Annotated in this window: 20 protein-coding genes; 8 read left to right on the top strand and 12 right to left on the bottom strand. The window is 58.4% G+C overall.

The window, feature by feature from the left end; genetic code table 11:
* The first annotated feature begins 46 nt into the window (after nucleotides 1-46).
* From H7F20_RS15875 to H7F20_RS07805, 5 genes are read left to right on the top strand one after another with little or no spacing between them, the layout of a single operon-like run.
* Entirely contained in the window at nucleotides 47-340 is a 294-nt protein-coding gene (locus tag H7F20_RS15875; protein WP_221898704.1) for a riboflavin synthase subunit beta, read from the top strand.
* Entirely contained in the window at nucleotides 337-2,187 is a 1,851-nt protein-coding gene (gene mutL / locus H7F20_RS07790; RefSeq protein ID WP_185785533.1) for a DNA mismatch repair endonuclease MutL, read from the top strand. The genes H7F20_RS15875 and mutL overlap by 4 nt, the downstream gene beginning before the upstream one ends.
* Nucleotides 2,188-2,940: a rhomboid family intramembrane serine protease gene (locus H7F20_RS07795; protein WP_185785534.1), complete on the top strand. Its 753-nt coding sequence runs from the start codon at nucleotides 2,188-2,190 to the stop codon at nucleotides 2,938-2,940. It abuts the gene before it with no gap.
* Nucleotides 2,941-3,816 (top strand): rhomboid family intramembrane serine protease, encoded by an 876-nt coding sequence (locus H7F20_RS07800; RefSeq protein ID WP_185785535.1) that lies wholly within the window; start codon nucleotides 2,941-2,943, stop codon nucleotides 3,814-3,816. It begins immediately after the preceding gene.
* Between the two features lie 3 nt (nucleotides 3,817-3,819).
* The gene (locus tag H7F20_RS07805; RefSeq protein ID WP_185785536.1) at nucleotides 3,820-4,836 is read left to right on the top strand and encodes an endonuclease/exonuclease/phosphatase family protein; all 1,017 of its coding nucleotides are present in this window, start codon (nucleotides 3,820-3,822) and stop codon (nucleotides 4,834-4,836) included.
* Here H7F20_RS07805 and H7F20_RS07810 read toward each other — a convergent pair.
* The 11 genes from H7F20_RS07810 to udk form a co-directional block, all read right to left on the bottom strand.
* On the bottom strand, nucleotides 4,807-5,133 hold the full coding sequence (locus H7F20_RS07810; protein ID WP_185785537.1) for a DUF6122 family protein: 327 nt from the start codon (nucleotides 5,131-5,133) through the stop codon (nucleotides 4,807-4,809). The two genes, H7F20_RS07805 and H7F20_RS07810, sit on opposite strands and share 30 nt — an antisense overlap.
* A 1-nt stretch (nucleotide 5,134) precedes the next feature.
* The gene (locus H7F20_RS07815) at nucleotides 5,135-5,758 is read right to left on the bottom strand and encodes a WbqC family protein (RefSeq protein ID WP_185785538.1); all 624 of its coding nucleotides are present in this window, start codon (nucleotides 5,756-5,758) and stop codon (nucleotides 5,135-5,137) included.
* A 7-nt stretch (nucleotides 5,759-5,765) separates the two neighbouring features.
* Complete coding sequence (gene lepB, locus H7F20_RS07820) at nucleotides 5,766-7,475, bottom strand: signal peptidase I (protein WP_185785539.1); 1,710 nt, start codon at nucleotides 7,473-7,475, stop codon at nucleotides 5,766-5,768.
* A gap of 52 nt (nucleotides 7,476-7,527) precedes the next feature.
* Complete coding sequence (gene dapB / locus H7F20_RS07825; protein ID WP_185785540.1) at nucleotides 7,528-8,229, bottom strand: 4-hydroxy-tetrahydrodipicolinate reductase; 702 nt, start codon at nucleotides 8,227-8,229, stop codon at nucleotides 7,528-7,530.
* A 4-nt stretch (nucleotides 8,230-8,233) separates the two neighbouring features.
* Complete coding sequence (locus H7F20_RS07830) at nucleotides 8,234-8,962, bottom strand: DUF5683 domain-containing protein (protein ID WP_255444009.1); 729 nt, start codon at nucleotides 8,960-8,962, stop codon at nucleotides 8,234-8,236.
* 10 nt (nucleotides 8,963-8,972) lie between these two features.
* Nucleotides 8,973-9,872, bottom strand: coding sequence for a ParB/RepB/Spo0J family partition protein (locus H7F20_RS07835; RefSeq protein ID WP_185785541.1), 900 nt, complete (start codon nucleotides 9,870-9,872; stop codon nucleotides 8,973-8,975).
* Nucleotides 9,872-10,645 carry a ParA family protein gene (locus H7F20_RS07840; protein ID WP_185785542.1) on the bottom strand — a complete coding sequence of 258 codons (774 nt, stop codon included), beginning with the start codon at nucleotides 10,643-10,645 and terminating at the stop codon, nucleotides 9,872-9,874. Before H7F20_RS07840 ends, H7F20_RS07835 begins: the two co-directional genes overlap by 1 nt.
* Before the next feature lie 150 nt (nucleotides 10,646-10,795).
* On the bottom strand, nucleotides 10,796-12,955 hold the full coding sequence (gene scpA, locus H7F20_RS07845) for a methylmalonyl-CoA mutase (protein ID WP_185785543.1): 2,160 nt from the start codon (nucleotides 12,953-12,955) through the stop codon (nucleotides 10,796-10,798).
* Nucleotides 12,942-14,306, bottom strand: coding sequence for a methylmalonyl-CoA mutase family protein (locus tag H7F20_RS07850; protein ID WP_185785544.1), 1,365 nt, complete (start codon nucleotides 14,304-14,306; stop codon nucleotides 12,942-12,944). Before H7F20_RS07850 ends, scpA begins: the two co-directional genes overlap by 14 nt.
* Nucleotides 14,296-14,628 carry a septum formation initiator family protein gene (locus H7F20_RS07855; protein WP_185785545.1) on the bottom strand — a complete coding sequence of 111 codons (333 nt, stop codon included), beginning with the start codon at nucleotides 14,626-14,628 and terminating at the stop codon, nucleotides 14,296-14,298. Before H7F20_RS07855 ends, H7F20_RS07850 begins: the two co-directional genes overlap by 11 nt.
* Entirely contained in the window at nucleotides 14,625-15,239 is a 615-nt protein-coding gene (gene udk / locus H7F20_RS07860) for a uridine kinase (protein WP_185785546.1), read from the bottom strand. Before udk ends, H7F20_RS07855 begins: the two co-directional genes overlap by 4 nt.
* 168 nt (nucleotides 15,240-15,407) lie before the next feature.
* On the opposite strand from udk, the gene H7F20_RS07865 reads away from it, so the two are divergent.
* Genes H7F20_RS07865 through H7F20_RS07875 form a run of 3 tightly spaced genes read left to right on the top strand, consistent with a single transcriptional unit; the run spans nucleotide 15,408 to nucleotide 18,887 of the window.
* Nucleotides 15,408-15,896 (top strand): acetyl-CoA carboxylase biotin carboxyl carrier protein subunit, encoded by a 489-nt coding sequence (locus tag H7F20_RS07865; RefSeq protein WP_185785547.1) that lies wholly within the window; start codon nucleotides 15,408-15,410, stop codon nucleotides 15,894-15,896.
* 5 nt (nucleotides 15,897-15,901) lie between these two features.
* On the top strand, nucleotides 15,902-17,356 hold the full coding sequence (locus H7F20_RS07870; RefSeq protein WP_185785548.1) for an acetyl/propionyl/methylcrotonyl-CoA carboxylase subunit alpha: 1,455 nt from the start codon (nucleotides 15,902-15,904) through the stop codon (nucleotides 17,354-17,356).
* Nucleotides 17,346-18,887: an acyl-CoA carboxylase subunit beta gene (locus H7F20_RS07875; RefSeq protein WP_185785549.1), complete on the top strand. Its 1,542-nt coding sequence runs from the start codon at nucleotides 17,346-17,348 to the stop codon at nucleotides 18,885-18,887. The genes H7F20_RS07870 and H7F20_RS07875 overlap by 11 nt, the downstream gene beginning before the upstream one ends.
* Here H7F20_RS07875 and H7F20_RS07880 read toward each other — a convergent pair.
* Entirely contained in the window at nucleotides 18,884-19,963 is a 1,080-nt protein-coding gene (locus H7F20_RS07880; RefSeq protein ID WP_185785550.1) for an anhydro-N-acetylmuramic acid kinase, read from the bottom strand. The genes H7F20_RS07875 and H7F20_RS07880 overlap by 4 nt on opposite strands.
* Between the last annotated feature and the right edge of the window lies 1 nt (nucleotide 19,964).

The raw sequence follows: 19,964 nt of genomic DNA on the forward strand, positions 1-19,964 counted from the left end.
TCCCGAGGCAGGGTTTCCGTTTTTCAGTACTTTTGGGATTCGGGTTATGGGACGATTTTCGAAACTTCGCAAGAATAAAAAATACAGTTACAGGCCCCGGTATTACGACGATAACGGAGAGGGTAACCCTTTCAAGATCCAGCACAAGTTAGACAAATACCGAACCACGGCCCAGGGGCCGGGCGGCTTGAAATCCCGCTGGAACAGCGCCATAAATGATATGAAGCACCGGGGCGACCGAAACCTCCGGCTGCGTTTCTTGATAATTCTCGTGGTTTTGTTGCTGATCGTATTGTTTATCTTCGATTTTGACCTTTCTATATTTTTCCCCAGCGAATGACGGACCGTATCAAATTATTGCCGGAACACGTAGCCAACCAGATTGCGGCTGGCGAGGTGGTCCAGCGCCCTGCATCTGTGGTCAAGGAATTGCTCGAAAATGCGGTGGATGCCGGTGCCCAAAGGGTCCAGTTGGTAATCCGGGATGGGGGCAAAACCCTGGTACAGGTGGTGGACGACGGTTGCGGAATGAGCCCGGCGGACGCCCTGCTGAGTTTCCGCAGGCATGCCACTTCAAAGATTTCTGAAGCGGCCGATTTATTCCGGCTCCACACCAAGGGGTTCCGGGGCGAAGCCCTTGCTTCCATTGCCGCCATCGCCCAGGTCGAAATGCAGACCCGGACAGGGGAAGCCGAACTGGCCACCCGGATCCGGATTGCCGGGGATACGGTTCAGTCGAATGAATCTGCCGTTGCCCCGGAAGGTACTTCCATCAGTGTCAAGAACCTGTTTTTCAACATCCCGGCCCGCCGGAATTTCCTGAAGTCGGGGAAGGTGGAATTCCGCCACGTACTGGATGAGTTCCAGCGGGTAGCGCTGGCACACCCGGGGGTGGCATTTACCATGACCCACAACGACAGCGAGGTGCATCAGCTTCCCGCATCCAACCTGCGCCAGCGTATCGGCCACCTTTTCGGCTCCCGGATGAATACCCGCCTGGTCCCCGTACGGGAGGAAACCCAGCTGGCTGCCATAGACGGCTTTGTGTGCAAACCCGAATTTGCCAAAAAGAGCCGGGGCGAACAGTTTTTTTTCGTCAACGACCGCTATATCCGCAGTGCCTACCTCCACCATGCTATCATGGCCGCTTTTGAGGGACTGCTCAAACCGGATACCTACCCCGGATACTTCCTGTACCTGCAGGTCCCTGCCGATGCCATCGATATCAATATCCACCCGACCAAGACGGAGGTCAAGTTCGAGGACGAACAGAGCCTGTACGCCATCCTGAGATCGGCCGTAAAACATAGCCTGGGACAATTCAATATCAGTCCGGTACTGGATTTTGAAAGGGACCCGAACCTGGAAACCCCTTACGCGTACGAGCGGAAACAGGCTGCCCTCCCGGGGGTCAGCGTCGACAGAACCTTTAACCCCTTTGCAGGGGATAGCACTGCCCGGGGCGCTTCGCGGGCCGGAAAAAAGACCAGTGCGGCCGGATGGGAAGTCCTGTATGAAGGCCTGGATGAGGAAGTGGTGGAAGAAGCTACCCGACAGGACTGGACGATCGAATCGGAAGGGGGCAACCCCTCCCTGTTCCGGGGGGACACAGCCCCGGCACCCGATCAGGCCGGGATCTTCCAGGTGGGCCGCAAATACCTGCTCACGCGGATCAAATCCGGGTTGCTGCTGATCGACCAGCACCGTGCCCACCAGCGGGTGCTCTATGAAAAGCTGTTGCGGAACACCACCCAGCAGGAGCCTGCGACCCAGGCCCTGCTGTTTCCGCTGAAAATTGAATTCAGCCCGGCCGAATGGCACGTACTCAATGCGATCAAGGAGGCCCTGAGGGGTATGGGCTTTGGGTTTGGCCGCATGGGTGACCATTCTGCAGAAATTACGGGGCTTCCCGTATTGATGGCGGAATCCGATGCGGAATCCATCCTGGACGGGGTGATAGCGGATTGGCAACGGCATGAGGGCGGGGAGCATTTTTCCCAGAGCGACCGGATTGCCAAGGCCCTTTCGCGCTCCCTGGCGGTGAAGCCCGGGACGGCCCTCGAACAACAGGCGCAACTGGCCCTGGTCAACGACCTTTTCGGTTGCAAGGAGCCCGGGTTGAGCCCGGGGGGCAAACCGGTTTATGTTACCCTCCCCATGGAGGAACTCGAAAAAAAACTCAGTTAGATGGGAAGACTCACCGAAGGTATCAAGCACCTGCTGATAATTAACATCATCCTCTACGTGGCCGCGATGCTTTACGGGGAACAGTTGTACGACTGGCTCGCACTGTGGTACCCGGAGAACCCGAATTTTTTCCTGTGGCAGGTGGTTTCCCATATGTTCATGCACAGCAACCAGACGATCATGCATATCCTGTTCAATATGTATGCGCTCTGGGCCTTCGGGACCCCCCTGGAACGCATGTGGGGCACAAAAAAGTTCCTGTTTTTCTATTTTTCTGCAGGGCTCGGGGCTGCGCTGATCCACTCCGGCGTCAATTACTACCAGGTGCACCAGGGGGTGGATGCGCTGGTGAACGCGGGTGCGTCTGAAGCGGACATCATGAACCTGCTCGCCCAGGGCAAATACAACGAAAACTGGGAAATGATGGCCCCCGGCGGGGCGGTCAACAAGATGCTGGAATCCTACTTCACGCCGGCCGTAGGGGCTTCCGGTGCCATTTACGGTATCCTGGTCGCATTCGGGATGTCCTTCCCCAACAGCGAACTCTTCCTGATCTTCCTGCCGATACCCATCAAGGCAAAATATTTTATCCCTGCCCTCATTGGCCTGGATCTGTTTTCCGGCCTTACGGGCTACTCCATCTTCGGGGCGGGGATCGCGCATTTTGCCCACGTGGGAGGGGCTATTTTCGGGTTCCTGATGATGTGGTACTGGAAAAAAAATGAGTTTAACAAAAACCGGTGGGACCTGTAAATGACAAACAGCAACCTTAAATATCAATATGCACGGCTCAGTATCGCGGAGAAGATCATCGTGGTCAACCTGGTGGTTTATATCGTTTTCGGGCTGGCAGGTTTCCTGCTGGACCTCCCGGGGAGGAGCCTCGAACGCTGGTTTGAGCTTCCAAAGGACTTCTTCGAATTCCTGACCCAGCCGTGGTCGCTGGTGACCTATTCTTTTTTGCACGGGGGGCTGTTGCATATTTTTTTCAATATGCTGATGCTCTTTTATGTGGGGCGGATCTTTCTGAACTTTTACGGACCCAGGCGGTTTGTAAACGTGTATTTTCTGGGCGTAATGCTCGGGGGTGCCTTCTTCCTGGCAGCCTACAATATTTTCCCCGTTTTTTACCAGAGCCAGTCGCCCCTCATCGGGGCTTCCGCCGGGGTAATGGCCGTCCTGATCTTTGTCTGCACCTACATCCCCCACCAGCAGGTACGCCTGCTTTTCTTTAACGTCAAGTTGTGGTATATCGGCGCCTTCTTTGTGCTGATGGACCTGGTGCTCATCCCCACCGGGGACAACCCCGGGGGCCGGATCGCCCACCTGGGCGGCGCGTTGCTGGGCTACCTGTATGCCCGTCGGTCCGCCCAGGGCAGTGACCTGGGGGCCGGGTTCTCCCGTATGCTGGACTGGTTTGCGGGCCTTTTTGAGAAACGGGAGCGCAAGGCACCCCTCAAGACCGTTTACCGCAAGCAGGACGCAAAAAAGGCCGGCAAGGTGGATTACGACAAGGAAGCCCGGCAGCGCAAAATCGACACCATTCTGGACAAGATCAGCAAATCCGGTTACGAGAGCCTGACCCAGGACGAAAAGGACTTCCTTTTCAAAGCCGGCAAAGAAGACTGATACGTGAACAGGTCAAAACTAACAGCAGGCCTGCTGTACGCCCTGATTCTCTGCAATGCCCTGCTCTTGCTCATCGCGTGTATCAGTTATTACCGACTGTTCTGGCCGCCACTGGACCTGTTGAGTATCGGGGTACCCCTGTTGTGGGCGCTCAATGCCATCGGGGTGGTTTACCTCCTGGCCACGCACCGCCGCCGGGCGCGGTTCCCCGGGCTGATTCTGCTGTTGTCCCTTTTCTCTTTCGGACCCTATTACCGGTTATCCGGACCCGCCGAACGCGTAGGGACGAAAGGCATCCGGATTGCCAGTTTCAATACCGGCAACACCCGGACCCCCGGTGGCAGGGAGCGGACCACTGCCTTGCAAACGGCCCTGGACCAAATGGATGCGGATATCCTGTGTTTCCAGGAGCTAGACCGGCGCAGTTCCTATTCGCTCCCAAGGTATCCCTACCGGGCCATTTCCCCGGATAAACCGGATAAATCCACCCAGGCCATTTTTTCCACCTACCCCATAGTGGGATCCGGTAATATCGACTTTAACGAATCGGCAAACAATGCGATGTACGCGGACATCGTCGTTGAGGGAGACACCATCCGCGTCTACAATGTGCACCTTCAGTCCTACCGGATCAGGTCACCGCGATTAAAACGCTTTATTTTCCGGGACAATGGGATGACTTTTCTTAAACGAATTCAGGCGGTTGCCAACCTGCACGTTGAACAAGCCCAGTTGGTCAAGGAGCACCAGGAAAGTTCCCCGTATCGGTCAGTGATTTGCGGGGACTTCAACGCCACCCCTTTTTCCCGGACCCACCGGATCCTCTCAAAAGGGTTAAACGATAGTTTCGGGGAAGCCGGATCCGGTTATGCCGGCACCTATAGCCGCCGCGGCATCCCGTTCCGCATCGATTTTATCCTCGCGGATCTCCGCATGGAGGTGTTGCGCCACCAGACCCACGACATCCGCCTTTCGGATCACCTCCCCGTTTCAGCCACCCTGCGCCTCCATAGCCAGTAAGAGGCAATCCGCACTGTCCGCGGCGATGTGGATCATCAGGCCCAGGCCCAGCAGCCGGGTTTTCCGGAAAAGCAACAGGGCGACATACACAGCTATCGCGAAGTATGAATGCAGCGGGTGGTACCCGATACTGCATCGCCCAGGGTCAAAAACCGGGTCGGCCAGCAGGTGGTCCAGATCAATGAGCAGCCCTGCCAGCAGGATGCCCAACACCAGCCAGCTTTTCCGTGGATACCATCCGAAAGCCACCAGGATGGGCAAGCCAAAGTGCAGACCGTAATGTACCGCTTCCCGCATCCTATCCGTTGAGTTGGACCTGCATCAGGTAGTCCCGGGTTGCGGGGCCTTCGTTGAACAACAGGTCCAGGGCGCTCACATTCGGGATAAAACCGTGCCGCTGGGTAAATACCTGAGGATAGGGGGGGAGCTCCGCGGGGATTTCCGATTTGGCATCCACGAGGAACCTGAGGTCCGCCACCCCTGTCGGGGCCGCTTCGTATTTTTCCGTTTTCCGGACAGGGAACTCCAACCCCAGGAGTTTGCAGAGGATTTCCACCGTCGCCAGGTTTAGCTCCAGCAACCGGTCAAAGCGGGACTCAAACAGGGGCAACAGGTCGGCTTCGTAGAACTCAAAAAACGGTGCCGAACGATACGCGGTCTGCAGTCCCCGCCAGTGCTGCCGCTGCCAGTTATAGGTGTTGTCCAGGCAGACGTCCCGGTAACGCTGTCGTCCTGAAGTTCCGCCTGTGTGCCGGATAGGCAGGTTGAGCATTTGCTTCCCCTGGTCCGTGCAGATGTAGCAGCGGTTTCGATAGGTCTGCTTTTGGTAGTTGTCCCACACCTCCCAAACCACTTCTGCCCGGGCCACCCGGGACAGGGTCAGGCAATTGGGGAAATATACCGGGTGCAGGAGCTCGGCCATGGCAGGGTCAGGCCTTGTTCCGGTTCCGGCGCCGGCGGCGGACCAGGAAATCAATCACAAAATAGGCGGCAAGTGCCATCAGGAAATACCGGAAATAGGAGCGGGGTTCCCCCGAACCGCTGACCGTCGTGAAAATCCGGCCCCATCGGGGCTTCCAGTTTGCGATCCCCTGATTGAAGTTGTCAAAGCTCATCCAGATAAAGACCGGTTTGCCCACGATATGGTTTTCGGGTACATAGCCCCAGGCCCGACTGTCCTCCGAATGGTCCCGGTTGTCCCCCATCATCCAGTAGTAATTCTGCTTGAAGGTATAGGTGGTGGCGGGTTCCCCGTTGACCAGTACCCGGTTGCCGGAAACGCCTACCGTGTTGCCTTCGTAGTCCCGGATGATTTTCTTGTAGAACGGCAGGGTCTCTACCGTCAGGGCCACCTCGTCCCCGGCCGCCGGGATATAAATAGGGCCGAACTGGTCGTTGTTCCAGGGATAGAGCGGGCTCTGCGGGAATATATTCCCGCCCGGCACCCCGGCCGGCTCCACCTGTCGCACCAGGGAGTCCACCCCCGAATAGGCGCGCAGCTTTTCGGCCATGGCGTCAGTCAGTGCCACCACCCTTTCCCGGGTGGGAATTTCCCGGATCTGTGTGATGCCGGCCGCCCGCACCACATCCAGGGGAAGCCCTTCGGCAGGGGTCAGCATGACAGTCTGCCCATTCTGGTTGTCGTAGTCGTAGATGTACGGCCCGACCATGTTCAGCTGGGGCCCGCTGAGCCCCTGGGACACATAGGTGCGCAGGAATTCATCCGCGCCAATCTCCTGGAGCCAACGCGTGGAAATGCCCTTTTGCCCGTAAACCGTGTAGTCGTACATGGGGCGGGCCCGGTCCGAGAGCTGCAGGCGCTTCCCGTCGATATACACATAACCGTCAACCACTTTCAGGGAATCGCCCGGGGCCCCCACGCAGCGTTTGACGTAATTTGACTTTTTGTCGATGGGCTTTTCCACCCCGCGTTCCGCCCGGAAGAACTGGCGTACTGTATCGGCGGGCCAGCTGAACACCACGAGGTCGTTTCGGGATACCTTCTGGAATCCCGGCAGCCGCATATAGGGCAGCTGGGGCTTGTTCAGGTAGGAGCGAACCCCGAGCACCGGGAGCGTATCGTGTACCATGGGAGCTGCCACGGTAGTCATGGGCACCCGGGCCCCGTAATGAAATTTGCTGACCAGCAGCAGGTCCCCGACCCGCAGGGTACGTTCCAGGGAGCCGGTGGGGATCACGTAGGGCTGCATGAAGTAGGTATGCACCAGGGTGGCAGCCACAATGGCAAAGACAATGGAACTCACCCATTCCCCGGAGGCAGACTTCGGATGCAGGTCCCGCTCCGGCAGATAGGTAACCTCCTGCGTATAGTTGATATAGTAGATATAAAAGCCCAGGGTCAGCAGGACGAGCCAGGTATCGGTCAGGCGGTTCCGGCCAAAGCTCCGGATGGTTTCCACCCAGATTACCGGGAACATCAGCAAGTTGATAATCGGGATAAACAGCAGAAAGACCCACCAGCGGGGCCTGCCGATAATCTGCATCAGCACGATCGCATTGTAGATGGGGATCGCAGCTTCCCAGGCCTGACGCCCAGCTTTCTGGTACAATTTCCAGGTCCCCAGGAAATGAATGACCTGGACAAGAAGAATAAACAGGATCCACTGGGTATAATCCATAGGAGTCTTTTGTTTTCAAATAACGCCCAATAGGGGCTTTCTACTATAGTGCTTAACGGAGGTTTAACACATCTTTCATGCTGTAAACCCCTTTTTTGCCAACCAGCCATTCGGCAGCAACCAACGCCCCCAGGGCGAAGCCTTCCCGATTGTGCGCCGTATGGGTAATGTCAATCCGGTCCACGGAGGAATTCCAGGATACCACATGCGTCCCGGGTACATCCCCCAACCTTCGGGACTGTACCGGCAGTTCCCTGTCCGTTTCCGGGTCCGGGCTCCAGCTGTCATAGTCCGTATGCGAAAGGACCCCCTCTGCCAGCGTGATGGCTGTGCCGCTGGGGGCATCCAGTTTCTGGGTGTGGTGGGTCTCCACGATGGAAGCCCGGTAGCCGGGGTTTTTTGCCATCAGCCCGGCCAGGTATTCGTTCAGGCTGAAAAAGAGATTCACCCCGAGGCTGAAATTGGAGGCATAGATAAAGGCGCCTCCGAGCTTTTCGCATTTCCGGGTAATCTCCCCGTACCGTTCAAGCCAGCCCGTAGTCCCCGATATTACCGGCACCCCGGCTTCCAGGCATCGGGCAATATTGTCAAAGGCTGCTTCGGGGCTGCTGAAATCGATGGCGACATCGAGTTCGCCAAAAGGGACCACATCACCAGGCCCGTCGATACGCGCCCGGATCTCGTGCCCCCTGCCCGGGGCGAGGCCTTCAATCATTTTTCCCATCTTTCCGTATCCGAATAGTCCTATTTTCATATCGTCAGAATCGCAGGTTCACGGCCAGCCCGTAATGGGGGTTTCCGTTGATGGGGTTGGTTTCCAGGTAGGGTGTTACCTCCATGCTCAGGTCCTCATCCACGTTGTATTGTTTCAGGTGTGCATCCACATTGGCGTCTATGATGTTGAGGGCATAGAGGCCAATGGTGATCAGCAGGGCGAGGTCGCGATCCCGCTGGTAGCGCTCCTGGGCGTCCTGCAGGGCTTCGTCCGAAAAATCCGGGGTAGTCGGGGTCACGTTGTCGTCCTTGTTGAGGTCGTAAAACTCATCATCGGTGAAACCGGCCCGGCGACGTTTGAAGGCAGTCCGGAAGCGGTCGTACAAGTCGTCGTTGTAGATGTAGACATAGGTCCCTGTACCAATGGCGGCCCAGACGATCGGGGCCTTCCAGTACCGGCGGTTGTAGATCTGCCCAAGGCCGGGAAGTACGGCCGAAAAGAAGGCCGCCTTGCTGGGGGCCAGCGGGTTTATCTCCTGTTTTTCCACCTTTTCGAAACGGATCCCGCTTCCTGCCATCTGCCGCTGCACGGCTTCTTCATCCCGGTTGCGAAGGGAATCGGCAACTCGCTGGCGGGCCGCGGAATCGGCCTCCTGCTCCAAGGCGAGGGAATCGGCTACCTGTTGGCGGGCCAGCGAATCCTGAGGAACCTCCCGGGCATTGGTTTCCTGGGCCTGCAGCCCAGGGCCAAGACCGGCCAGCAGAAGGAACAAACAGGCGGCCTTAGTCACCGGTTATCCGTTTTTTCAGCCTTCTGAATTCTTCTTTGTTATGAAAGGGGATGGTGATCTTCCCTTTGCCCTTGTCGGAAGCCTGTACGGAAACGGCTGCATCCAGGTAATTCTTCAGGATGGCCAGGCCGTCAGATGCAAATTCGGGCAATTCGGTGTTTTTGGCGCTTTTTTTGGGCGGGGTTTTTTCCCCCAGGGACCGGACCAGCGCCTCGGTCTGGCGAACCGACAGGTTGTCGGCAATGATTTTTTCATAGACCCGAAGCTGCTCCGAGCGGTTTTCCAGGTTCACCAGGCAGCGTCCGTGGCCCATGCTGATAAACCCGTCCCGCATCCCGGTTTGTACGATGGGGTCCAGCTTCAGCAACCGGAGGTAATTGGTAACCGTACTCCGTTTTTTGCCCACGCGGTCGCTCAGTTTCTCCTGTGTCAGGCCAATCTCCTCGATGAGGCGTTGGTAGGACAGGGCGATTTCCACGGGGTCCAGGTCCTGGCGCTGGATGTTTTCCACCAGGGCCATCTCCAGGGTTTCTTGGTCGTTGGCGATCCGGATATAAGCGGGGATGCGTTCCATGCCAATCCGGCGGGATGCCCGGTAGCGTCGTTCCCCGGAGACCAGCTGGTATTTGTCAAAGCCCAGTTTCCGCACCGTAATCGGTTGGATGACTCCCAGTTCCCGGATGGAGGAGGCGAGCTCGTCCAGGGCTTCATCGTTGAAATTGGACCGCGGCTGGAAGGGATTTACCTCAATGCTTTCGATATCGAGTTCGACGATGCTGCCCACCACCTTATCCGCATTTTTGTCGGATACGGACTGGATGTCATTCTCCGGGTCCTTCAATAAGGCCGAAAGCCCCCGGCCCAGAGCCTGTTTTTTGGTCGCTTTTGCCATTATACGGTTTGCCTGTTTTTCTGCAGCAGTTCGTGGGCCATATTCAGGTAATTCGTCGCCCCCTTGCTGCTGGCGTCATACTTGATGATGCTCTCCCCGTAACTGGGTGCTTCCCCCAGGCGGACGTTCCGCTGGATAATCGTTTCGAATACCATGTCTCCGAAATGTTTCTTGACTTCCTCCACTACCTGGTTGGAAAGCCGCAGCCGGGCATCGTACATGGTCAGCAGCATCCCCTCTATATCCAGGTCCGGGTTATGGATCCGCTGGACGCTTTTGATGGTATTGAGCAGTTTTCCAAGGCCTTCCAGGGCGAAATACTCGCATTGGATGGGGATGATCACCGAATCGGCCGCGGTCAGCGCATTCAGGGTCAGCAGCCCCAGGGACGGGGCACAGTCGATCAGCACGTAGTCGTACCGGTGCCGAACGCTTTCGATGGCCTTCTTGAGCATGGATTCCCGCATGTCCTGGTCCACGAGTTCAATCTCGATGGCCACCAGGTCAATATGCGCCGGGATCAGGTCCACGTTCGGGGAACTGGTCGCAATGATGCAATCCTCTGCGGACCGCGTGTGCTCTAGCAGCTGGTAGCTGCCCAGGGAGATCTCGTCCGCGTCCACGCCAAGGCCTGAAGTGGCGTTGGCCTGTGGGTCCGCATCAATGAGCAATACCTTCTTTTCAAGCACCCCCAGGGAGGCTGCCAGATTCACCGTGGTGGTCGTTTTACCGACCCCTCCTTTCTGATTCGCAATAGCAATAGTCTTGCCCATTTGACACGTAAGTTAGGGGTTAAAAATACGATTATTTGGGTTCCGGGAAAACGTAAATTGTTAACATGGGGTGAATAACTTTCCGTATTCGCGGCCTTTTCGCACTGCAGTTGGTCGGGAACCTCCCGGGGGGCAAAACGCGGGGAGAGATCAGTTCCCTCCCATGAGAAGTTCCAGGATCTGGATGGCGGCCTCGCTGATGCGTGTGCCGGGCCCGAATATGCCTGCCACACCGGCGCGGGTAAGGAAGTCGTAGTCCTGTTTGGGAATGACACCCCCTACAATAACCAGGATATCTTCCCTGCCCATCTCCCGGAGTGCACGGATTACTTCGGGCACCAGCGTCTTGTGCCCGGCAGCCAGGGAAGATACCCCCAAAATGTGCACATCATTCTCCACGGCCTGCCTGGCGGCTTCCTCCGGGGTTTGGAAGAGCGGCCCGATATCCACATCAAAGCCCAGGTCCGCGTAGGCCGTGGCGACCACCCGGGCCCCGCGATCGTGTCCGTCCTGCCCCATTTTGGCGACCATGATACGGGGACGGCGGCCTTCCCTGGCCGCAAATTCATCGGTCATCTTACGGGCCTTCTCAAAGGCCGGGTCCTGCTGGATTTCTTTGGAATACACCCCGGATATGGTTTGAACGCTGGCACGGTGCCGCCCATAGGCAGCTTCGAGTGCCCCGCTGATTTCTCCAAGGCTGGCCCGGTGACGGGCAGCCGTTACTGCCAAAGCTAGCAAATTATCGGCTTCCCCCCGGGATTCCCCGGCCTGTTTCCTCCGGGCGGCTGCTGTCAGGGCCGAGAGGGCTTCCCGGACCGCTTCGGCATCCCGGCTGTTGCGGACGGCTTCCAGCCGTTCGATCTGTTGCCTGCGGACCCGGGTGTTATCCACTTCCAGGATTTGAAGCGGATCGTCTTCCGGGCTTGGGTACCGGTTCAGCCCCACGATCACATCCCGGCCGGAATCGATCCGGGCCTGTTTGCGGGCCGCGGCCTCCTCGATCCGCATTTTGGGGATGCCCGCTTCGATGGCTTTGGTCATCCCGCCGTGGCTCTCGACCTCCTCGAGCAATTCCCATGCTTTTTCCACCAGACTGGCTGTCAGGCGCTCCACATAATAGCTGCCCCCCCAGGGATCCACAGTGCGCGTTACGCCGGACTCACGCTGCAGGATCAGCTGAGTGTTCCGGGCGATCCGGGCCGAGAAATCGGTGGGCAGGGCGATGGCCTCGTCCAGGGCATTGGTGTGCAGGCTCTGGGTGCCCCCGAAAACAGCCGCTGCCGCCTCCACCATGGTCCGGGCGACGTTGTTGAAGGGGTCCTGTTCGGTAAGGCTCCAGCCGCTGGTTTGGCAATGGGTACGGAGGGCCATGGATTTCGGGTTCTGGGGGCCGAATGGTTTGACCAGCCGGGCCCAAAGCATGCGTCCGGCGCGGAGCTTGGCAATTTCCATGAAATGGTTCATGCCAATGCCCCAGAAAAAGGACAGACGCGGTGCAAAGGTGTCTACTTCCAGACCGGCATCCAGGCCTGTCCGGATATATTCCAGCCCGTCGGCGAGGGTGTAGGCCAGTTCCATGTGAGCCGGGGCACCGGCCTCGTGCATATGGTAACCGGAGATGCTGATGCTGTTGAAGCGGGGCATGTGCCGGCTGCTGTATTCAAAGATATCGGCCACCAGCTGCATGGAAGGTGCCGGGGGGTATATGTAGGTGTTGCGGACCATGAATTCCTTGAGGATGTCGTTCTGTATGGTCCCGGAAAGGGCCGCCGGCTCAACCCCCTGCTCCCGGGCCGCCACGATGTAGAACGCCATGATGGGGATCACCGCCCCGTTCATGGTCATGGAGACTGACATCTCATCCAGGGGGATGCCGTCGAAGAGGCGTTTCATATCCTCCACGGTATCGATGGCCACACCAGCTTTGCCCACATCCCCGGGTACGCGGGGGTGGTCGCTGTCATACCCCCGGTGGGTGGGCAGGTCAAAGGCTACGGAAAGGCCTTTCTGGCCGGCTTCCAGGTTCCGTTTGTAAAAGGCATTGCTCTCCTCCGCGGTCGAAAATCCGGCGTATTGCCGGATGGTCCAGGGACGCCGGACATACATGCTGCTGTAAGGACCCCTCAGGTAGGGCGGTATCCCGGCGGCGTAACCCGTATGGAGCAGGTCCCTGGAATCCCCCGGCCCGTAATAGTCTTTGAGCTCGATATCCTCCGCCGTCCGGAAGGTATCCGACGCCCCATTGCCCGAAGGGGCTCCGGGTTGGCTGTTCTCCCATTGAAGTTCCTGTATCCTATCGCGGTTCATCCTTCAGCCTTTTTTGTTCATAACGGGCAGTGAGCCGCCTCAGCAGCAGGGGCTCCAACAGGGTCTTGCCGGATTTCCGAGGGAATACCTCTTTCTGGAGCTCTCCCGCCATTTGGTCTGCGGGGTTGGGGAATACATTGCTGCCGACGAGCTGGAGGTCGCCCGCATCGAAAGCGTCCTGCTCCTTTTTCGCAGCCTCGCGGATTTTCTCCTGGATCTTGAGCGCCTTGAGCTGTACGAGGAAGCCGCCCCCTTTTTCCAGGTTTTTAAACAATTCCAGGGATTTGCGTCCCAGCTGGTCGGTCAGGCTTTCCAGGTAGAAGGAGCCGTCGGCAGGGTTGGATACCCTGGAGAAATGGGCTTCCTCCCGCAGGATCAGCAATTGGTTCCGGCCAATCCGGTCTGCAAAATCGTTGGGTTGTTGGTAGAGCGTGTCATAGGGCTGGTTGCAGATCAGGTCAGCCCCGCCCACGGCCGCCGCCATGCATTCCAGGGTGGTCCGCAGCAGGTTGGTGTTGTAATCGTACAGCGTCTTGTTGCGCAGGCTGGGCACGGCGATCACGCGACATGCCCCGGGCAGTTCGTATTTAGCTGCCAGGAGGATCCAGAGGCGCCGGAGGGCGCGGATCTTGGCAATCTCCATAAAATAGTCCCCGCCCACGGCCACGCGGAACACGGGGTTTTCCAGTGCGGGCAGGAGTTCGGGGTGTTCCTGTGCCTGCAGCACATATTCCTGAATGTGCGACATGGCGTAGGCGAGTTGCTGGACGGCATGGGCCCCGGCCTGCTGGTAGTGGTCGGCCCGTATGGAGAGGGACAGCTGCTGCGGCCACTGCCTGCACAATTCCTGCAGGCGCCCCAAATCGGCCGATTTGCCCCGGGACCAGTTGCCGGTTTCCGCAAGGGTCCCGATCGGGTCGGGCAGGAGCACCGAATCGCCGCCAAGGGACCCGGGCAGTACGCTTTCCGGATCCAGGTGGACATCCGGCCACTCGAGCCAAAACGGGCCTGCATCCGCTCCCAACCCGCCCAGCCATTCCGCGGGGCCTTCGACCCGGACCAAAAAGAGTGAAATCCCGCCTTCAATGGCCTTACGGGCTCGTTCGGCTGCCTCCCCGTCACCGGAGACCAGCAGCATCCCCGCCTTCCAGCCGGCGGGGAGGGGCAACCGGGCCCTGTCTGCAGGCGGGAGGTCTTCTGCGGTATAGAACGGTTTGATCCGGATACCCTCAGGCGTGGTACGGGTCATCTGCTCATTGTAGTCCTCACCCCTCAGCCCGGCCTGAATTTGCAGTTTCCAAGCCGCTGCCGATACGGGCGGAAACCCTTCAAAAAGTTCGTTAGTTGTCATCTTCCGCATCTTTAAGGCTGTCTAGGTCGATCAGGAAGATTTCCTCATCCTTTTTTTTCAGCAGGTAGTGCTCCCGCGCAAACTTTTCGAGTTCCTTCGGGTCTGAGAGTTTTTCGATCACCTCCCGGTCGCTCGCAATCTGCTCCCTGAGGAACTCCTGCTGCTTTTCCAGTTTCCGGATTTCCCGTCTCAGTTCGAGGTGTATCAACAGGGAATTCTGATCAAAAAAGACCATCCAGACCACAAATACGGTCAGTACCAGAACATAGAGGTTGCTGGCAAACTTAAACCAGGACTTGTTTCGCAGCTGCTTCCAATTCATGGCGTGGCGATTTTCTCCGTGATGATGGCCCGCACGACGTCGATGGCCACGGTGTTGTATTTGTTGTTTGGGATGATGAGGTCCGCAAATTCCTTGGTTGGCTCTATAAACTGGTCATGCATGGGTTTAAGGGTCTCCTGGTAGCGCCGCAGCACCTCGTCCAGGTCCCGGCCGCGTTCCGTAATGTCCCGCCGCAACCTGCGGATCAGGCGTTCATCCGAGTCGGCGTGTACAAAGATCTTGATATCGAACAAATCCCGTATTTCCGGGTGGGTCAGGATCAGGATACCCTCGACGATCATTACTTTCCGGGGTTCTGTCCGGATCGTTTCCGCAGTTCGGTTGTGCTGCTCAAAGGAATACACGGGTTGGTCTACGGCCCGTCCTGCCTTCAGTTCCTCCAGGTGGGCGCGCAACAGGTCGAAGTCGATGGCCCGCGGATGGTCGAAATTTATTTTGCACCGGTCTTCATGAGTCAAATCGGAGAGATCCCGATAATAGGAATCCTGGGAAATCACGCCTACCTCGCTCTCGGATAACTGCCCGGTAATCTGATTTACCACGGTCGTCTTGCCGCACCCGGTACCCCCCGCAATTCCGATCGTCAACATGACCTTGGTTTTGGACAAAATTAGGAATTTAGAAGTAACCTGCCCCATGCCCGGGTCAGATAGTTTGCCCGGTCGACGGCTGTTCCGGTCTCCGCGAAAAAATTGATAGGAGTCGTTGTTTTGGTCCCGAAACCTTACTTTTAGAGAGAATCAAAATCTGAACATGCGATGAGTACCACCTACCGTGCCACAGTAGACGGGTCGCGGAAATTTGACCTGGACCCGGAACAAGTGCGGAAGCTGGACCTGGTACCCACAGGTCCGATGGAATTCCACCTGCTGGATGGCGGCAAACCCGGGCTGGTAAGGATCCTTGAGGCCCGACCCCTCGAGAAATACTACCGGATTGGCGTGGACAGCCGGGTTTTTGAAGTCCGTCTGGCAGACGACCTGGACCTGCAGATCGACCAGATGGGCTTCGAACTCCAGACTGCCCAGCAGATATCGACCATCGAAGCACCCATGCCGGGCCTGATCCTTTCCATAGCAGTCTCCGAAGGGGACCAGGTCCGCCAGGGGGATACGCTGCTCGTGCTGGAAGCCATGAAGATGGAAAACGCTATCCTTGCGCCGGCGGACGGGGTGGTCGGCCGCATACCGGTGCGTAAAGGCGACGCAGTGGAGAAGAAAAGCGTGCTCATCGAATTCGAAAAATAGGACCCATGCAAAAAATACTCGTTGCCAATCGGGGCGAAATTGCGCTGCGCGTCATGCGCACGGCACACCGGATGGGGATCTCCACGGTCGCCGTCTATTCGGAAGCGGACCGGGATGCACCACATGTGCGGGCTGCCGACCAGGCTTTTTGTATCGGACCGCCCCCTTCTGCGGAATCCTACCTCCTCGGGGATCGTATCATTGAAGTTGCCCTGGATACCGGGGCGGAAGCCATCCATCCGGGCTACGGGTTCCTGAGCGAGAATGCCGGTTTCGCCCGGGCAGTGGCCGAGGCTGGCCTCATTTTTATTGGCCCCGGACCCGACGCCATCCACACCATGGGAGACAAGCTTGCCGCCAAGAGAGCTGTTCAGGCATACGACATACCGCTTGTCCCGGGAACAGACGAGCCGGTAACGGACCTGCAGCAGATCCGCGAAATTGCGGCCGGGATCGGTTACCCGGTACTCATCAAGGCCGCCGCAGGGGGCGGGGGCAAGGGGATGCGCGTGGTAGATCGGGAGGGCGAACTCGAAGGGCAGATCCAGCGCGCCATGAGCGAAGCCAAATCGGCCTTCGGGGACGGGTCCGTATTTATCGAAAAGTATGTGACAGCCCCCCGGCATATCGAAATCCAGGTAATGGCAGATACCCACGGGAATATCCTCCACCTTTTCGAACGGGAATGCAGCATTCAGCGCCGCCACCAGAAAGTGGTGGAAGAAGCGCCTTCCTCTGTATTGACGCCGGAACTCCGGGACCGGATGGGCCGGGCAGCCGTGGATGTGGCGCGCGCCTGCAATTACGTCGGGGCAGGCACCGTGGAATTCCTGCTGGATGCCGACCATCATTTTTATTTCCTCGAAATGAATACCCGCCTGCAGGTAGAGCACCCGGTAACCGAACTCATAACGGGCCTTGACCTGGTGGAGCTGCAGATCCGGGTGGCGCGGGGGGAGGAACTTACCCTGAAGCAGGAAGCATTGAAGATAAACGGGCACGCTCTGGAACTCCGGGTCTATGCCGAGGACCCGCTGCAGGATTTCATGCCCAGCGTGGGCAGGCTTGAGCTATACCGTCCCCCCGCAGGGGAGGGGATCCGCGTGGATGACGGGTTTGCAGAAGGCATGCAGGTCCCGATCTTTTACGACCCCATGCTCTCCAAGCTGATCGTCCATGGGGAAGACCGGCCGGCTGCCATCCGGAGGATGCGGGAGGCCATTGCAGGTTACCAGGTGGCCGGGGTTGCAACCACATTGCCATTCGGCGATTTTGTCTGCCGGCACCCGGCATTTACAAGCGGCAGCTTCACCACGCATTTTGTACGGGACCATTACTCCCCCGAAGAACTGGAAAACGACTTGGAACGGGAGGCCTCCGTCGCAGCCAGGGTGGCCCTGCATGCGTATCTAAATCACCTGGATAAACTAAGTATCAACAAAGGAACCGATGAAGGATAATCTTGAGGAATTGCGCCGCCGGCAGGAAGCCGCCAGGCTTGGAGGCGGGCAGAAACGCATCGACAAACAGCACGAAAACAAAAAACTGACGGCCCGGGAACGGGTCCGTTACCTGCTGGATGCGGGTTCTTTCGAGGAACTCGGTAGCCTGGTGACCCACCGCACTACCGATTTTGGCATGGCAGACCAACAGTATTATGGAGACGGGGTCGTAACCGGTTACGGGACCATCGACGGTCGCCTGGTCTATGTATTTGCCCAGGATTTCACGGTGTTCGGGGGATCCCTCTCCGAGACACATGCAGAGAAGATCTGCAAGACCATGGACCTGGCCGTAAAGGCGGGTGCCCCGCTCATAGGCCTGAACGACTCCGGCGGCGCCCGGATACAGGAAGGGGTGCGGTCCCTGGCGGGCTATGCGGACATCTTCTACCGGAATGTCCGGGCTTCGGGGGTGGTGCCCCAGCTTTCTGCCATTATGGGGCCTTGTGCCGGGGGAGCGGTCTATTCCCCGGCCCTGACCGATTTCATCGTCATGGTGGAACAAACCAGTTACATGTTCGTCACCGGGCCCAACGTGGTGCGCACCGTAACCAACGAATCTGTGGATTCCGAGGAGCTCGGCGGGGCCAGGGCCCATTCGACCAAATCGGGGGTCGCCCACCGGACGGCACCCAACGATGCAGCCTGCCTGCAGGACCTGCGCAAACTCCTGTCCTACCTGCCGCAGAACAACCGGGAACAGCCCCCGGCCGTCCCCTACGAAATGGGATCCGAGTGGCGGGAAGACCTGGGCAACCTCGTACCGGGAAACCCGAACCAGCCCTACGACATGAAGGAAGTGATCCGGGGTATCGTGGACCCGGATTCCTTTTTTGAGATCCACCCGGATTATGCGGACAACATCCTGACCGGTTTTGCCCGCCTTGCGGGGAGGCCTTTGGGGGTGATTGCCAACCAGCCGCTCTCACTGGCCGGGGTCCTGGACCGCGACAGTTCCCGGAAGGCGGCACGTTTTACCCGTTTCTGCGATTGTTTCAACATCCCCTTGCTGGTGCTGGTGGATGTGCCCGGGTTCCTCCCGGGAACCGACCAGGAATGGAACGGGATCATCGTGCACGGGGCCAAGTTGCTCTATGCCCTGAGCGAGGCCACCGTTCCCCGTATTACGCTGATTACCCGAAAGGCCTACGGAGGGGCCTATGACGTGATGAACTCCAAACACATCGGGGCCGACCTGAACTACGCGTGGCCCGGGGCCGAAATTGCGGTAATGGGCGCCAAAGGCGCAAGTGAGATTATTTTCCGGAAGGAAATCGCCCGGGCGGAGGATCCCGAAAAGAAACTGGCCGAAAAGGAGGCGGAATACGCCGAAAAATTTGCCAACCCCTACCGCGCTGCCGGCAGGGGCTTCATCGACGAGGTCATCGAACCCAGGGAAACCCGCAGGAAGCTCATCCGGGGCTTTGCATCCCTGCAGCACAAAGAGGTGGAGGCCCCCAGGCGCAAGCATGGCAACATTCCCCTTTAGCCCCCGGGAAGGTAGATCACCCCGGAACAGGAATCCCGGCTCGCCCCAGTGACCGAAGCGAGCACATTCACGCCTTCCTGCAGCCTGAGGGCCCCCAGGAGGGCAAAGACCAGGGCCTCCTTGTTTTCCACCAACCCCCCTTCCGGGACCACCAGACGAATCCCCGGGGCAGTCGCCTCTTCCAGCACTTCCATCAGGTAGGCATTATAGGCCCCACCCCCCGTGACCAGCACCTTCCCGGGATTTCCCCCGGCTAGTTGATCAATCTGGCGTGCTATTGTCCCCGCAATGTGCCTGACGGCTGTCTGCAGCCGGTTTTCCGGGGAGTCCGGGGCATCTGCCAGCAGGGGCAGGATGGCATCCCGGAACCACTCGTACCCGGTGGATTTCGGGAACGGCTGATGGTAATAGGGCAGGTTGTCCAGCGCCCGGAGCAACCCGGGAAGGACGCGGCCTTTCCGCGCCAGGTTCCCCCCGGCGTCGTATGGATGTCCGGCTTCCCGGCTGAGGTGGTTCAGCAGCATATTGGCTATCCCGATATCAAATGCGGTCCGCTTTCCGTCCCTTTCAAAGGAAATATTGCTGATGCCCCCCAGGTTCAGGCAAAAGTCGAACTCCCCGAAGAGCAGCCGGTCCCCGATGGGAACCAGGGGTGCCCCCTGCCCGCCCAGGCGGACATCCAGGGAGCGGAAATCCCCGATACAGGTCACCCCGGAATGCAGGGCGACCTCCTGGGGGCACCCCAGCTGAAAGGTCACACCGCGGTCCGGCCGGTGGTGGATGGTGTGCCCATGGCTGGCCACCGCGTCCACCCTGGTATTTCGGGTCCGGAGAAACTGCCGTGCGGCCCTGCCCAGCCAGCGACCGTACTCCGTGTGGAACGCGAGCAGGTCTACCGCCCCAAGGCCGATGGCCTGGTGCAGCCTTTCCCGCATGGGGGCGTCGTAGTCGATGCAATCCGCCTCCAGGATACGGTATTTCCAGGTTTCGCCTGTGTCGGTCAATTCGGCCAGCACCAGGTCCAGGCCATCCAGGGAGGTCCCGGACATCATGCCCAGTATGCGATAGGTCTTCATG

It is taken from the genome of Robiginitalea sp. SC105, assembly GCF_014243345.1.
Lineage (GTDB): Bacteria > Bacteroidota > Bacteroidia > Flavobacteriales > Flavobacteriaceae > Robiginitalea.

Excerpts from the sequence above, each read along its gene's own strand:
- H7F20_RS07840 (WP_185785542.1), bottom strand. The coding sequence starts at position 10,645 with ATGGGCAAGACTATTGCTATTGCGAATCAGAAAGGAGGGGTCGGTAAA.
- H7F20_RS07855 (WP_185785545.1), bottom strand. The coding sequence starts at position 14,628 with ATGAATTGGAAGCAGCTGCGAAACAAGTCCTGGTTTAAGTTTGCCAGC.
- H7F20_RS07865 (WP_185785547.1), top strand. The coding sequence starts at position 15,408 with ATGAGTACCACCTACCGTGCCACAGTAGACGGGTCGCGGAAATTTGAC.
- udk (WP_185785546.1), bottom strand. The coding sequence starts at position 15,239 with ATGTTGACGATCGGAATTGCGGGGGGTACCGGGTGCGGCAAGACGACC.
- mutL (WP_185785533.1), top strand. The coding sequence starts at position 337 with ATGACGGACCGTATCAAATTATTGCCGGAACACGTAGCCAACCAGATT.
- H7F20_RS07810 (WP_185785537.1), bottom strand. The coding sequence starts at position 5,133 with ATGCGGGAAGCGGTACATTACGGTCTGCACTTTGGCTTGCCCATCCTG.
- H7F20_RS07795 (WP_185785534.1), top strand. The coding sequence starts at position 2,188 with ATGGGAAGACTCACCGAAGGTATCAAGCACCTGCTGATAATTAACATC.
- H7F20_RS07835 (WP_185785541.1), bottom strand. The coding sequence starts at position 9,872 with ATGGCAAAAGCGACCAAAAAACAGGCTCTGGGCCGGGGGCTTTCGGCC.
- H7F20_RS07850 (WP_185785544.1), bottom strand. The coding sequence starts at position 14,306 with ATGACAACTAACGAACTTTTTGAAGGGTTTCCGCCCGTATCGGCAGCG.
- scpA (WP_185785543.1), bottom strand. The coding sequence starts at position 12,955 with ATGAACCGCGATAGGATACAGGAACTTCAATGGGAGAACAGCCAACCC.
- H7F20_RS07880 (WP_185785550.1), bottom strand. The coding sequence starts at position 19,963 with ATGAAGACCTATCGCATACTGGGCATGATGTCCGGGACCTCCCTGGAT.
- H7F20_RS07800 (WP_185785535.1), top strand. The coding sequence starts at position 2,941 with ATGACAAACAGCAACCTTAAATATCAATATGCACGGCTCAGTATCGCG.
- H7F20_RS07815 (WP_185785538.1), bottom strand. The coding sequence starts at position 5,758 with ATGGCCGAGCTCCTGCACCCGGTATATTTCCCCAATTGCCTGACCCTG.
- H7F20_RS07875 (WP_185785549.1), top strand. The coding sequence starts at position 17,346 with ATGAAGGATAATCTTGAGGAATTGCGCCGCCGGCAGGAAGCCGCCAGG.
- lepB (WP_185785539.1), bottom strand. The coding sequence starts at position 7,475 with ATGGATTATACCCAGTGGATCCTGTTTATTCTTCTTGTCCAGGTCATT.
- dapB (WP_185785540.1), bottom strand. The coding sequence starts at position 8,229 with ATGAAAATAGGACTATTCGGATACGGAAAGATGGGAAAAATGATTGAA.
- H7F20_RS15875 (WP_221898704.1), top strand. The coding sequence starts at position 47 with ATGGGACGATTTTCGAAACTTCGCAAGAATAAAAAATACAGTTACAGG.
- H7F20_RS07870 (WP_185785548.1), top strand. The coding sequence starts at position 15,902 with ATGCAAAAAATACTCGTTGCCAATCGGGGCGAAATTGCGCTGCGCGTC.